Here is a 13,720-nt window from a genome sequence, read left to right as displayed (position 1 = left end):
ATATATGAAATGAAAATCATGCAAGGAATGACAGCGGTGGCAAAGGATTATCAGGAAATCACCCGGGATATTTCCGAGTTTACGCGGGAGCTGGGGAAACTCGTCCCGGATGCCATGAAGGGTTTCTACGGGCTGTCGAAAGGCGCCAGCGCGGACGGACAGCTCGACAAGAAGACCAAGGAAATGATCGCGCTGGCGATCGGCGTGACCCAGCACTGTGACGGCTGCATCGGCTTTCATGCCAAGGCGCTGAAGGAACTGGGGGCGACGCGCGAGGAAGTCGCCGAGGTGATGGCAATGTGCGTTTACATGGGAGGCGGCCCGGCGCTGATGTACGCCGCCGATGCGCTGCGCGCCTACGACCAGTTCAGCAAGACATAAAACGCGGACCGGCTACACCAGCGCGAGCTTGCGATCGATCACCAGCAGGACGCGATCAAGCTCATGGCCGCGGCGAAGGATCTGTCCGCTGGCGGCGATCACGCTGTAGGCGCCCTGCTTGCGGGCGAGCCGCGGGTCCTTTTCGATCCGGTAGATCGGGACTTCCGACGCGCGGCGAAAAATCGAAAACACCGCACGGTCTTTCAGAAAATCGATAGCGTAGTCGCGCCACTCACCGGCGGCGACCATGCGTCCGTAAAGATTGAGGATGCGATTAAGTTCGACGCGATTGAACGCTACGGTCTGGGGCGGGAGCGGCGCAGTGCTGCGTTCCAGCCCCCTGCTCTCGCTTGGATCGATATCGCCCGACATTGAATTCATCGGCGCCTCCTGTCACGCAGGTGACATGATCGCCCCGTCCGGCCACGCCTGCAAGCATGATTTCAGGAACATCCGCTGCCGGATTCTCGGGCAAAAGCTTCACGTGGACGTTAGGCAAATCATAATGCCGCCTGATTTCGGTCAATCCCCCGCCGTGCTGGACTGCGATCAAGAGGAAACTGCGTTGACCCGGTCCTTTCGGCACCGGATTCCTCAGCCCCCAGCCCCCCGGGGCCGTCAGGATCGGGTCTAACTCCTCGCAGTAAAGTCAGACCCCCAATTCTCCGGCCAGCGCGAGCTGGCCTTTTTTGTTCTGGAAAGCTTCGCGTTGAGAGCGGAGGGCTCGTGGCTGTGCGGCGGCGAGCAATCGCCGGCGGCGCGCATTCCGATTTTTTTTGAATCAGTTCAGCGAGGTAAAGGCCGCACCGAGCATCGGGCCGGGCCTGTCGCGATTGCCGTCCTGAACGTAGACCGCCGCGGCATCGACGCCATCACGCGTGATATTTTCAAGCGGCACGGACCAGCTCCCGGCCTTGCCGTTCCAGTCTCCGACCTTCAGCACGTTACGCACCACGTTGTGATACGTGATCTGCTGCCCGCGATTCTCGCCGCGCGAGATGGTGATCGGAACCGCTTTCGACACGGCGCAGATCCAGATCTCGCCGCTCCTGCCGCTGGCTTCCGCCACCGATACCTTGATCTGGCCATCGGCCTGCGTCATCGCGACCGGCACCGACATCACACCGTCGTTGTTCTGCGTCCGCTTGGCCGCGTTCTCGATTCCGGCGCGATCGCTGCCAAGAACATTCGTCGTGCCGTTGACAACAGCCTGCGGGGTGTAGACGCCGCGGTCGCCGCGCGCGTGCGAATATGCTTTCTGACGCGCGCTGAACCGCGAGTCCGCCAGCGTGTCCTTCCAGCCGAGATAGTCCCAGTAGTCGATCGGCAGGCTCAGCGCGATCACGGATTTATCCTGCGCCAGTTCGCCGAGAATCTTGTCCGCGGGCGGACACGACGAACAGCCTTGCGAGGTGAAGAGTTCGACCACGGCGCGCGGATCGGCACAAACCGGCGTCACCACGGTGAAGATTGCGCAGACACCAAGCGTTCGCGACAGGCGCGACACCATCGCGCCGGCTGCCGCCGTTTTCGGTTCTGGCAAATCAGACATGCCGTCAATCCCTCGGAAGCATGATGCCCCCATCAGCCGGAAGGCGGCCCCTTGATAGGCCGCCCTCTGGTAGCTCGCTACTCACTTCGCGGTGAGGCTGTTCACGGATGCGTTTTTGGCGACTGGCACGCGTTAAGCGGCCAGATTGCGCAGCACATAGTGAAGAATGCCGCCATTCCGGTAGTATTCAAGCTCATCGAGCGTGTCGATCCGGCAAAGCAGCGACACCCGCTTCAGCGAGCCGTCCGAAGACACGATCTCCGCCGTTAACTTCTGGCGCGGCTTGAGATCACCCTGAAGGCCGCGAATCGTGACCTTCTCGTCGCCCTTCAGACCGATCGACTGCCACGACTCACCATCCTCGAACGTCAGCGGAAGCACGCCCATACCGACAAGGTTCGAGCGATGGATGCGCTCGAAGCTCTGGGTGATCACGGCGCGCACGCCAAGCAGGCGCGTGCCCTTGGCTGCCCAGTCGCGCGACGAGCCGTTGCCGTATTCGGCACCGGCGAACACCACCAGAGGCACCTGCTCGGCCTGATACTTCATCGCGGCGTCGTAGATCGACATCTGCTCGCCGTCGGGCCAGTGCCTGGTGAGGCCGCCTTCGGGGATATTGCCGTCAGCGCCCTTGAGCATGAAGTTCTTGATGCGGATGTTGGCGAAGGTGCCGCGCATCATCACTTCATGGTTGCCGCGGCGCGTGCCGTACTGGTTGAAGTCGGCGGGCCGCACCTGATGCTCGGACAGATACTTGCCCGCGGGCGAGGTCAGCTTGATCGAACCGGCCGGCGAGATGTGGTCGGTGGTGATCTTGTCACCGAACATCGCCAGGATGCGCGCATCGAGCACGTCCTTGATGGGCTCGGGCTCCATCTTCATGCCTTCGAAATACGGCGGGTTCTGCACGTAAGTCGAGCTCATGTTCCAGGCGTAGGTGTCACTGGTCACGGTCTTGATCTTGCGCCAGTTGGTGTCGCCCTTGAACACGTCGGCGTACTTCTTCTTGAAGATCGTCGAGGTGACGTACTTCTTGATGAAAGCGTTGATCTCGGCCGAGGTCGGCCAGATGTCCTTGAGATAAACCGGCTTGCCGTCCTTGCCCGTGCCGATCGGCTCGACATCGAGGTTCTTCGTCACGGTGCCGGCCAGCGCGTGTGCAACCACGAGCGGCGGCGAGGCGAGATAGTTTGCTTGCACGTCAGGCGAGACGCGGCCTTCAAAGTTGCGGTTGCCCGACAGCACGGCGGCTGCGACGATGCCGTTTTCGTTGATCGACCTGGAAATCTCTTCCGGCAGCGGACCGGAGTTGCCGATGCAGGTGGTGCAGCCGAAGCCGACGAGGTTGAAGCCGACCGCATCGAGATCCTTCTGCAATCCGGAGTTCGCCAGATACTCGGCGACCACCTGGCTGCCCGGCGCGAGCGATGTCTTCACCCATGGCTTGGCCTTGAGTCCCTTCGCGGCGGCCTTGCGCGCCAGCAGACCCGCAGCGATCAGCACGCTCGGATTCGAGGTGTTGGTGCAGGAGGTGATGGCGGCGATCACCACGTCGCCGTGACCGAGATCATGGGTGCGGCTTTCCACCGGGAAGCGCTGGTCGTGGCCTTCCGGTTTCTTGTATTCGCCGGTCAGCGCGGTGTCGAAGCCGCTGGCAACCAGCTCCAGCGGCACACGGCCTTCCGGACGCTTCGGACCTGCGAGCGACGGCACCACATCGCCGAGATCGAGCACCAGCTTTTCGGTGAACACGGGATCGAGCGAAGCCGAGGTGCGGAACAGGCCCTGCGCCTTGGCATATTTTTCCACCAGCGCGACGCGCGGCGCGGCGCGGCCGGACGTTTTCAGATAGTCGATCGCGGACTTGTCCACCGGGAAAAAGCCGCAGGTCGCGCCGTATTCCGGCGCCATGTTGGCGATGGTGGCCTTGTCGGCGACTGACAGATGATCGAGGCCGGGGCCGTAAAACTCGACGAACTTGCCGACCACGCCGAGCTTGCGCAGCATCTGCGTCACGGTCAGCACCAGGTCGGTCGCGGTCACGCCTTCGCGCATCTTGCCCTTGAGCTTGAAGCCGACCACGTCCGGCAGCAGCATGGAGAGCGGCTGGCCGAGCATGCAGGCTTCGGCCTCGATGCCGCCGACGCCCCAGCCGAGCACGGCGAGACCGTTGACCATGGTGGTGTGCGAGTCAGTGCCGACCAGCGAATCCGGATACGCGATTTCGAACGTGCCCTTCTTCTTGCCGACGGTCATTTTCTCCTTCTTGGTCCAGACCGTCTGGGCCAGGTATTCGAGATTGACCTGATGGCAGATGCCGGTGCCGGGCGGTACAACGGAGAAATTGGTGAAAGCCTTCTGGCCCCACTTCAGGAATTCGTAGCGCTCCTGGTTCTGCTTGTACTCTTCGGTGACGTTCTTGCCGAAGGCCTTGTTGTCGCCGAAGAAGTTCACGATCACCGAGTGATCGATCACGAGATCGACAGGGACCAGCGGATTGATCTTTTCAGCGTCGCCGCCGAGTGACTTCATCGCGTTGCGCATGGCGGCGAGATCGACCACCGCGGGCACGCCGGTGAAGTCCTGCATCAGCACGCGCGCGGGACGGAATGCGATTTCGTGTTCGAGGGTCTTCTTGCTCGCCCATTTCGAGAACGCGACAATGTCCGCCTTGGTGACGGTGCGATCGTCTTCGTTGCGCAGCATGTTCTCGAGCAGCACCTTCATCGAGTAAGGCAGCTTCGAAATGCCCTTGAGGCCATTCTTTTCAGCGGCAGGCAGGCTGTAATACACGTAAGTCTTGGCGCCGACCTTGAGGGTTTTCTGGCATTTAAAGCTGTCGAGTGAGGGCATGTGAACGATCCCAGTTCAAAAGTTAGAGACACCCGGCAAAAGGTATCTGGACACCGTCAAGAGCGAAGGGATTCAGGGTTGAACCGTGCTGTTTCCGGCGGCTGATTGTGTGCTGCACCAAGTTCCGGTTTTATAGAATCTTTCCAGTCTGTCCACCACACCCGCTATGGATTGTCTGCCTGTCATGCTCATTACGGCTGGAACAACAGCGCCCCTCCACAAGCCATCGGTCAGTCCATCATGAGGCTTACGGGTCAGGGTCTGGAATGCGTCAGGGGCGGGCGGAGCATCTTTTCCGGTCTCGATTTTGAGGTTCCCGCAGGGCAGGCGCTGGCGGTGACCGGCATCAACGGGGCCGGCAAGTCGTCGCTGCTGCGAATCCTCGCGGGGCTGCTTCCGGCCGCAGGCGGCGCCATTGTCCTTGAGGGCGGCGAGGCGGATCTCACGCTTGCCGAACAGGCGCATTATCTCGGCCACCGCGACGCGCTGAAACCATCCCTCACGGTGCTGGAGAATCTCGATTTCTGGCGGAATTTCCTTGGCGGCGAAACCATCGACGGCACCGCCAGCCTCGAGGCGGTGGGACTTGGCCATGCCGCGCATCTGCCATCGGCATTTCTGTCGGCCGGACAGCGCCGCCGCCTGTCGATCGCGCGGCTGATCGCGGTCAATCGCCCGGTCTGGCTGCTGGATGAGCCAACCTCGGCACTCGACACCTCCGGCCAGGCCATGGTGGGTGGCCTGATGGGCGCGCATTTGCGCAGCGGCGGAATCATTCTCGCCGCGACCCACGGACCGCTCGGCATTCCAACACAGGAATTGCGGATCGGCGGTGGCGCGTGATGTTCAAGCGGTTCGCGCCCTTTTCTTCCCCTCTCCCCATAGCCTGTCGAAGACGGGCGTGGACGCCCTTTCGGTGGGAGAGGGTGCTGAGCGGCGAAGCCGCGAAGCGGGTGAGGGGTTGTCCTCACCGATGCACTTATACCCCTCACCCGGCTCAGTCTCGCTGCACTCGGCTTCGCCACCCTCTCCCACAAGGGGAGAGGGTAAAAAGGGCCACCGCATCATGACCGCTCTCGCCGCACTCGTTCGCCGTGACATCGCCGTCGCACTGCGCGCCGGCGGCGGCGCGCTGATCGGCGTGCTGTTTTTCGTCTCGGTCGTGGTGCTGATGCCGTTCGCGCTCGGGCCGGATCTCGCGCTGCTCAAGCGCATCGGTCCCGCCATCCTCTGGCTCGGCGCCATGCTGGCGAGCCTGCTGACGCTGGATCGCCTGTTCACCGCCGATCTGGACGACGGCTCGCTCGATCTGATCGTGATGGGCCGCACGCCGCTGGAATTGAGCTGCGCGGCGAAAGCGCTGGCGCACTGGCTGGCCGCCGGCGTGCCGCTGATCGTGGCGACACCCATTGTCGGCATCCTGCTCAATCTCGATGCTGATGCCACATTCGCGGTCGCGCTGACGCTGTTGGCGGGAACGCCGGCACTGACCTTCACCGGCATGATCGGCGCTGCCCTTGCCGTCACCCTGCGGCGCGGCGGACTGCTGCTCGCGGTGGTGGTGCTGCCGCTTTCGATCCCGGTGCTGATTTTCGGCGTCGCTGCCTCGAATGCGGCCATCGCCAAACCCGGCGCATTCGGCACGCCATTCTCGATCCTGTGCGCGCTGTCGCTGGTCAGCCTGGTGGTTGGCCCGTTCGCCGCCGCGGCCAGTCTGCGGCAGGGGCTCGACTGATGCGGCGCCGCGTCCGATCAACTTTGCGCAAGCGCGGCATTCCGATTGCGCTTCGCCTGCTCCCTCTCCCGCTTGCGGGGGAGGGTTGGGGAGGGGGAATAACGCGGAAAATGCAAAGATTTCGCCATCAGCGCCCCCTCTCTGCCTCTCCCCCGCAAGCGGGGGAGAGGACGACAACCGTATGCGTTCCTTAAACGCGTCTGAACCGCGCATTGCCTGCCGCCGCTGTCACGATTATCAGGAACCTCATGAGCCTCATCGACCTCGCCAACCCGACACGGTTCCTCGCACTGACCGAGCGCGTGCTGCCGTGGCTTGCCGCCGCGACCGCGGTCCTGCTCGCAATCGGCCTTTATCAATCGGCGATGGCGCCTGACGATTACCAGCAGGGCGCGACCGTGAAGATCATGTTCATCCACGTGCCGAACGCGTGGCTGTCGATGTTCGTGTGGGGCGTGATGAGCCTGGCCGCGCTCGGCACACTGGTCTGGCGGCATCCGCTGGCCGATGTCGCCGCGAAGGCCGCCGCTCCCATCGGCGCGGCGTTTACATTTCTGGCGCTTGTCACCGGCTCGCTGTGGGGCCGTCCGATGTGGGGCACCTACTGGGAGTGGGACGCGCGGCTCACCTCGGTCCTGATCCTGTTCCTGATGTATCTCGGCATCATGGCGCTGTGGCGGGCGGTGGAAGATCCCTCGCGCGCGGCGCGCGCGGCAGCGATCCTGACACTGGTCGGCGCGATCAACATTCCTATCATCAAGTTTTCGGTCGACTGGTGGAACACGCTGCATCAGGGCGCGTCGGTGATCCGCGCCGGCGGGCCGACGATGGACCGCGTGTTTCTGATTCCGCTGCTCATCATGGCTGTCGCCTTTTCGCTGCTGTTCCTGACGCTGCATCTGGCCGCGATGCGCAACGAGGTGCTGCGGCGGCGGGTGCGCACCTTGCAGATGATGCAAGCCAGCCGGCAGGCGGCGTGACCACGATGTCCCTTCTCTCGTCGCTCGGTCCCTACGGCTCCTTCGTCGTCACGTCTTATGCGCTGGCCGCCGTTGTCGTCGCGGCGCTCATCGTCTGGATTGCGCTCGACTTCCGCCGCCAGACCCGGACCTTGCGCAAGCTCGAAGCCAGCGGCATCACCCGCCGCTCGGCGCAACCGCCCGGCAAATCATCATGAGCAACCAGGGCGCGGCGCGGCCACGATCCCTTTCATGGCTGGTGGCGCTGCCGCTGATTGCCTTCGCCGTATTGGCCGGGCTGTTCTGGTTCAGGCTCGGCGCGGGCGATCCGGCGCGCATTCCGTCGGCCCTGATCGGCCGCCCGGCGCCGCAGACAAGCCTTCCTCCGCTCGAAGGACTGATCGCCGGCGGTGTGCAGGTGCCCGGCCTCGATCCCGCGGCGTTCAAGGGACAGGTCAGCGTCGTCAACGTCTGGGCGTCGTGGTGCGTGCCGTGCCACGATGAAGCGCCGCTGCTGCTGCAACTCGCGCAGGACAAGCGGATCCGCATGATCGGCATCAACTACAAGGATGCGCCGGACAACGCCCGACGCTTCCTCGGACGTTACGGCAATCCGTTCAACGCCGTCGGCGTCGATGCCAACGGCCGCGCCTCGATCGAGTGGGGTGTCTATGGCGTGCCGGAGACGTTCGTGATCGGCCGCGACGGGGCGATTGCCTACAAGCTGATCGGGCCGGTGACGCCGGAGAATCTGGATCGAGTGCTGAAGGCCGAGATCGAGAAGGCGCTGCGCAACCCCTGATCGCCCGCTCCGGCCGTCCAAAAATAATTTCGCGCTTTTATCTGCCGTTCATTTTGGAGCCATGGCGCGGCCACGAATTCGAACATACGCTATGCGTGTTGTAATCACTGTCCTGGAGGGACACCCATGCGTTACTCGAAACTTGCTTCGCTGACTGCCGCGACCCTCGCCGCCACGCTTTCCCTGGGCCTGCTCGCGTCGTCGCCATCGTTCTCGCAGGCGACGCAGCCGGCAACCGGCGGCAAGATGGCGCCTCCGCCCGCCGCAGCGACCGCGCCGAAGGCGGACTCGAAGATGGCGCCCGCGCCAAAGGCCGAGACCAAAGCCGAACTGCTCGACATCAACTCGGCGACCGCCGACCAGCTCAAGGCACTCAAGGGCATTGGCGATGCCTACTCCGCCGCGATCATCAAGGGCCGCCCCTACAAGGGCAAGGATGAGCTCGTGCAGAAGAAGATCGTGCCCGAGAAGACCTACGCCGAGATCAAGGACAAGATCATCGCGAAGCAGAAGTAATTCTGCGAACCACTTAACGAAACGCACCGGCAGTCATTGCCGGTGCGTTTTTGTTTGCGCCGTTCGTCCGGACGGCTGACTGGTCAGAGCGGCCCTTCCGGCAACTGGGGAAGATCGTCGGTGATCGTAAACCACGGCGCCTTGCTGGCGACATGGACATGGCGCTTCGGCCGGACCTGCGGATCGTCATCGAGCGGACCAAGCGGCAGGCCCAGATAATCCGGATAGGCGTCGAACTTGCTGAGGATCGGCGAGCCGCAAACCCTGCAGAAACCCCGATGGTTGCCAGGCGAAGACTCATAGAACGTGATCAGGTCTTCCCCTGCGACCCATTCGAAGTGCTCCGTCTTCACCGCCGCGCGGCTACGGAAGGCGCTGCCCTGCGCCTTGCGGCACATCGAGCAGTGACAGTTCATGGCGTCGAATAGCCGGCCGTTGATCCGGTATTTGATCCCACCGCACAAACAGCTTCCACGCATCAACCATAACCTTTCTGAACAACAGGCGGCGCTCTCAGCTCCTGGTGATATCACCGCGCTCGGTGTCGCTGGCCGCGTCGGTCGCAGGCTCGATGCTGAAGCGCTTGATCAGCGGCGTCTGCGCCATGGCAAAGATCGCCGTGATCGGGATCACGCCGAACGCCTTGAACGACACCCAGAAATCCGTGCTCTGGGTGCGCCAGATGATCTCGTTCAGCACCGCCATCCCCGCAAAGAAAAACATCCAGCGGGTCGTGAGCAGCCGCCAGCCCGCAGGCGTCAGATTGAACATCTGGTCGAACATGATGGCGATGAACGAACGGCCCATTAGCAATCCGATCCCGAGCGTGACGGCGAACAGCGCATAGATGATGGTCGGCTTGAGCTTGATGAACATCTCGTCGTGAAAGAACAGCGTCAGCCCGCCGAACACCAGCACGATCACCGCGGTGACGATCGCCATCAGCGGCACATGGCGCGTCACCACGTAGGACGCGATGATCGCCGCGACGATCGCAACCATGAATGCGCCGGTGGCGACAAACAGTCCGAACTTCGCGTTGGCTCCAAAGAAGATCACCAGCGGCCCAAGCTCGGTCGCGAGCTTGAACAACGGATGCGGCGCGGGCTTGTCCGAAACGGCCATGCTCAATTGTCCTGTCCTGCAATCGCACGCGCGAAATCGCGTGCGGTGAACGGCGCGAGATCGTCGATCCCTTCACCGACGCCGATGAAATGCACCGGCAGCTTGTACTTCTCCGACAGCGCCACGAGGATGCCGCCGCGCGCGGTGCCATCGAGCTTGGTCATCACCAGACCCGTGACGCCCGCCGTCTTGTGAAACGCATCGACCTGCGACAGGGCGTTCTGCCCGACGGTCGCATCGAGCACCAGCAGCACTGCATGTGGCGCCGATGCATCGACCTTGCCGATCACACGCCGCACTTTCTCAAGTTCGACCATCAGCTCGGTCTTGTTCTGCAACCGCCCGGCGGTATCGATCAGCAGCACATCCATGTTCTGCGCCTTCGCGGCTTCCACTGCCTCGAAGGCAAGGCTCGCCGAATCCGAGCCTTGCGCGCGCGCCACCACCGGCACCTTGTTGCGTTCGCCCCACACCTTTAGCTGCTCGATGGCGGCGGCGCGGAACGTGTCGCCCGCCGCCAGCATCACCTTGCGACCCTCGGCGGAGAGTTTCGCGGCGAGCTTGCCGATCGTGGTGGTCTTGCCGGAACCGTTGACGCCGACCACCAGAATGACGAACGGTTTTTGCGAGGTATCGATTTGCAGCGGCTTCGCCACGGGCGCGAGAACTTTCTCGACTTCGGTAGCGACAATAGTTGTCACGTCCTCCGCCGACACCGACTTGTCGTAGCGGCCTTTACCCACGGCTTCCGAGATGCGCGCGGCGACCTCGGTTCCAAGATCGGCGCGCAGCAACACATCCTCGATGTCATCGAGCATGGCGCGGTCGAGCTTGCGCTTGGTGACAAGATCGGCCACCGCCGTTCCGAGCGAACTCGACGTGCGCTTAAGGCCGGCGGAGAGCCGACGCCACCAGCTCTGTTTGGGTTCTTGCGTGCTGTCGTTCATGCGGTGGGTGTGTTACCCGGTTCAGGCTACAAACGAAAGTCGCTCGATTACAATGGATACGCCGCAACCGACACCGGAAGAGATGCAGGCCCGCGTGCTTCACCGCGACGGCTTGATGCTGGTGATCGACAAGCCGGCCGGGATCGCCGTGCATAAGGGGCCGAAGGGCGGCCCCAATCTGGAAGCCTCGTTCGACGCGCTGCGCTATGGCCTGCCGCGCCCGCCGGTGCTGGCCCACCGGCTCGACCGTGACACCTCGGGTTGTCTCGTGCTGGGACGCCACCGCAAGGCGACAGCGTCGCTCGGCCTGCTGTTCAAGCATGGCAAGATCGACAAGACCTACTGGGCTGTGGTCGAAGGCGGTCCCGATGCGAATGAAGGCGAGATCGATATTCCGCTGGGGCGTTTGGACGCGGAGCGGGGCTGGTGGCAGAAGCCGGACCCGAATGGCCTGCCGTCAAAGACAACATGGCGCGTGATGGGACGCGGCCAGGATGAAAAGGGAGCGCGCCTGACCTGGCTCGCCATGGAACCGATTACCGGGCGCACCCATCAACTGCGCGTACACTGCGCGGCGAGCGGCTGGCCCATCGTCGGCGACAACATCTACGGCAACGGACCAAGATTCGGCGAACCGTCGCTGCATCTGCATGCCCGCGAGATCGTGATTCCGCTGTCGAAGAACAAGCCGCCGGTGCGCGTTGTCGCGCCTGTTCCTGTGCATTTGCAGGAACGGCTGAAGGCGTGCGGATGGAATGGTGAGGAAGCGGCACCTGCGGCAATGGCAACAGAGGGTGCCTGAAGCACACAACAATGTCGTCCCCGCGAAGGCGGGGACCCATAACCACCGCACGTCGTGGCGGCGGCGAGAAAGTTGTCCCGGCATCATCCTTAAATCGATAGCGCAGGGAGTTTAGGTCCCCGCCTGTGCGGGGACGACGTGGAGAAGTTACGCGATACGCACAACAACAAACGGTCAAACAAAAAGGGCTCCGGAATTTCCGGAGCCCTTCGTTGTTTCAGCAACCGCCAAAATCGGCGGCGATCTTACTTGTCGCGCTTCTTGAGCGCGTTGCCGAGAATGTCGCCCAGCGTCGCGCCCGAATCCGAAGACCCGTACTGCGCGATGGCTTCCTTCTCCTCGGCGACTTCCAGCGCCTTGATCGAGACCTGCACCTTGCGCGCCTTCTTGTCGAACTGGATGACGCGGGCGTCAACCTTTTCGCCAACCGCGAAGCGCTCGGCGCGCTGGTCGCCGCGATCGCGAGCGAGTTCAGAACGCTTGATGAAGGTGGTGAAGTCGGTGCCGGTGATCTGAACTTCGATACCGGCTTCCTTCACCTCGATGATGTCGCAGGTCACGACGGCGCCCTTCTTGACATCGCCTGGTTCTGCGAACGGGTCGCCCTCGAGCTGCTTCACACCGAGCGAGATGCGCTCCTTCTCGACATCGACGTCCAGCACCACGGCCTTGACCATGTCGCCCTTCTTGAAGTTGTCGATAACCTGCTCGCCCGGCTGTTTCCAGTCGAGGTCGGACAGATGGACCATGCCGTCCACTTCGCCGTCGAGGCCGAGGAACAAACCGAACTCGGTCTTGTTCTTGACTTCGCCTTCCACGGTCGAGCCGACCGGGAACTTCTCAACGAAGACTTCCCACGGATTGCGCATGGTCTGCTTGAGACCGAGCGAGATGCGGCGCTTGGCCGAATCCACTTCGAGAACCTGCACTTCGACTTCCTGCGAGGTCGAAACGATCTTGCCGGGGTGCATGTTCTTCTTGGTCCACGACATTTCCGAAACGTGGATCAGGCCTTCGATGCCCGGCTCCAGCTCGACGAACGCGCCGTAGTCGGTGATGTTGGTGACGCGTCCGGTGAAGCGCGAGTTCAGCGGATACTTCGCCTCGATGCCCTGCCATGGATCGTCCAGCAGCTGCTTCATGCCGAGCGAAATGCGGTGGGTCTCGTGATTGATCTTGATGATCTTCACCTTGACCGTCTGGCCGATCGCCAGCACCTCGGTCGGATGGTTGACGCGGCGCCATGCGATGTCGGTGACGTGCAGCAGGCCGTCGATGCCGCCGAGGTCAACGAACGCACCGTAATCGGTGATGTTCTTGACCACGCCGTCGATGACCTGACCTTCTTCGAGGTTCTGCACCAGTTCCTGACGCTGTTCGGCGCGGGTCTCTTCGAGAACCGTGCGGCGCGACACCACGATGTTGCCGCGGCGGCGGTCCATCTTGAGGATCTGGAACGGCTGCGAGTTGTTCATCAGCGGCGCGACGTCGCGGATCGGACGAATGTCCACCTGCGAGCGCGGCAGGAAGGCGACAGCGCCGTCGAGATCGACGGTGAAGCCACCCTTGACCTGATTGAAGATAATGCCGTGAACCTTCTCGTTGTTGTTGAAGGCCTTCTCGAGCTTGCCCCAGCTTTCCTCGCGGCGCGCCTTGTCGCGCGACAGCACGGCTTCGCCGAGTGCGTTTTCGATCCGGTCGAGGAACACCTCGACTTCATCGCCGACCTTGAGGTCGCTCTCGCGGCCCGGGCCGTTGAATTCGCGCAAGGCCACGCGGCCCTCGGTCTTCAGGCCGACGTCGATGACGGCCATGTCTTTCTCAATTGCAACAACCTTGCCCTTGATGACGGAGCTTTCCTGCAGGTTGCCGCCTGCGAAGGACTCATCGAGCATCGCGGCGAAATCGTCGCGGGAAGGATTATAAGAAGTAGCAGTCGAAGCCATTTGTTCTCCAGATGCGGAATGCCGGCAGCGGGGTTAAGGGACGTATCGCGCATCCAGTGCCAAAGGTCCGCAACCTTTGACGACCGCGTCCGCAAAGAGGAA

Annotated in this window: 15 protein-coding genes; 8 read left to right on the top strand and 7 right to left on the bottom strand. The window is 62.6% G+C overall.

The features are described 5' to 3' along the window. The first annotated feature begins 36 nt into the window (after positions 1-36). Positions 37-381, top strand: coding sequence for a carboxymuconolactone decarboxylase family protein (locus tag AC1Q6J_RS07630; RefSeq protein WP_492278962.1), 345 nt, complete (start codon positions 37-39; stop codon positions 379-381). A gap of 12 nt (positions 382-393) precedes the next feature. Here AC1Q6J_RS07630 and AC1Q6J_RS07625 read toward each other — a convergent pair whose 3' ends face one another. From AC1Q6J_RS07625 to acnA, 3 genes are all read right to left on the bottom strand, one after another. Next, entirely contained in the window at positions 394-762 is a 369-nt protein-coding gene (locus AC1Q6J_RS07625; RefSeq protein WP_492278711.1) for a DUF2794 domain-containing protein, read from the bottom strand. 400 nt (positions 763-1,162) lie between these two features. Then, the gene (locus tag AC1Q6J_RS07620; RefSeq protein ID WP_492278710.1) at positions 1,163-1,933 is read right to left on the bottom strand and encodes a DUF1223 domain-containing protein; all 771 of its coding nucleotides are present in this window, start codon (positions 1,931-1,933) and stop codon (positions 1,163-1,165) included. Between the two features lie 132 nt (positions 1,934-2,065). Continuing rightward, positions 2,066-4,786, bottom strand: a complete 2,721-nt coding sequence (acnA, locus tag AC1Q6J_RS07615) for an aconitate hydratase AcnA (RefSeq protein WP_492278709.1) — start codon at positions 4,784-4,786, stop codon at positions 2,066-2,068. A 240-nt stretch (positions 4,787-5,026) separates the two neighbouring features. On the opposite strand from acnA, the gene ccmA reads away from it, so the two are divergent. The 6 genes from ccmA (at position 5,027) to AC1Q6J_RS07585 (ending at position 8,798) form a co-directional block, all read left to right on the top strand. Next, a complete protein-coding gene (gene ccmA / locus AC1Q6J_RS07610) occupies positions 5,027-5,629 on the top strand; it encodes a heme ABC exporter ATP-binding protein CcmA (protein WP_492278708.1) in 603 nt (200 codons plus the stop codon). Positions 5,630-5,852: 223 nt separating this feature from the next. Continuing rightward, the gene (gene ccmB, locus AC1Q6J_RS07605; RefSeq protein ID WP_492278707.1) at positions 5,853-6,521 is read left to right on the top strand and encodes a heme exporter protein CcmB; all 669 of its coding nucleotides are present in this window, start codon (positions 5,853-5,855) and stop codon (positions 6,519-6,521) included. Positions 6,522-6,769: 248 nt separating this feature from the next. Next, positions 6,770-7,501 (top strand): heme ABC transporter permease, encoded by a 732-nt coding sequence (locus AC1Q6J_RS07600; protein ID WP_492278706.1) that lies wholly within the window; start codon positions 6,770-6,772, stop codon positions 7,499-7,501. A 5-nt stretch (positions 7,502-7,506) separates the two neighbouring features. Beyond that, entirely contained in the window at positions 7,507-7,698 is a 192-nt protein-coding gene (ccmD, locus tag AC1Q6J_RS07595; RefSeq protein ID WP_492278961.1) for a heme exporter protein CcmD, read from the top strand. Beyond that, on the top strand, positions 7,695-8,282 hold the full coding sequence (locus AC1Q6J_RS07590) for a DsbE family thiol:disulfide interchange protein (RefSeq protein WP_492278705.1): 588 nt from the start codon (positions 7,695-7,697) through the stop codon (positions 8,280-8,282). The genes ccmD and AC1Q6J_RS07590 overlap by 4 nt, the downstream gene beginning before the upstream one ends. A 126-nt stretch (positions 8,283-8,408) precedes the next feature. Next, the gene (locus AC1Q6J_RS07585) at positions 8,409-8,798 is read left to right on the top strand and encodes a ComEA family DNA-binding protein (protein ID WP_492278704.1); all 390 of its coding nucleotides are present in this window, start codon (positions 8,409-8,411) and stop codon (positions 8,796-8,798) included. An 83-nt stretch (positions 8,799-8,881) separates the two neighbouring features. Here AC1Q6J_RS07585 and AC1Q6J_RS07580 read toward each other — a convergent pair whose 3' ends face one another. From AC1Q6J_RS07580 to ftsY, 3 genes are read right to left on the bottom strand one after another with little or no spacing between them, the layout of a single operon-like run. After that, entirely contained in the window at positions 8,882-9,277 is a 396-nt protein-coding gene (locus AC1Q6J_RS07580; protein WP_492278703.1) for a GFA family protein, read from the bottom strand. Positions 9,278-9,311: 34 nt separating this feature from the next. Beyond that, positions 9,312-9,923 carry a septation protein A gene (locus tag AC1Q6J_RS07575; protein ID WP_492278702.1) on the bottom strand — a complete coding sequence of 204 codons (612 nt, stop codon included), beginning with the start codon at positions 9,921-9,923 and terminating at the stop codon, positions 9,312-9,314. A 2-nt stretch (positions 9,924-9,925) separates the two neighbouring features. Continuing rightward, entirely contained in the window at positions 9,926-10,870 is a 945-nt protein-coding gene (ftsY, locus tag AC1Q6J_RS07570) for a signal recognition particle-docking protein FtsY (RefSeq protein ID WP_492278701.1), read from the bottom strand. A gap of 52 nt (positions 10,871-10,922) precedes the next feature. Here ftsY and AC1Q6J_RS07565 point away from each other — a divergent pair, with 52 nt between their 5' ends. Then, complete coding sequence (locus tag AC1Q6J_RS07565; RefSeq protein ID WP_492278700.1) at positions 10,923-11,672, top strand: RluA family pseudouridine synthase; 750 nt, start codon at positions 10,923-10,925, stop codon at positions 11,670-11,672. Between the two features lie 245 nt (positions 11,673-11,917). On the opposite strand, the gene rpsA is transcribed toward AC1Q6J_RS07565, so the two are convergent. Next, on the bottom strand, positions 11,918-13,618 hold the full coding sequence (rpsA, locus tag AC1Q6J_RS07560; RefSeq protein WP_492278699.1) for a 30S ribosomal protein S1: 1,701 nt from the start codon (positions 13,616-13,618) through the stop codon (positions 11,918-11,920). Between the last annotated feature and the right edge of the window lie 102 nt (positions 13,619-13,720).

This window comes from Afipia sp. MLSD5-FHT05B12, assembly GCF_058793355.1.
Note: the sequence above shows the minus strand (reverse complement) of the source record. Positions and strands in the feature narration are given on the sequence as shown.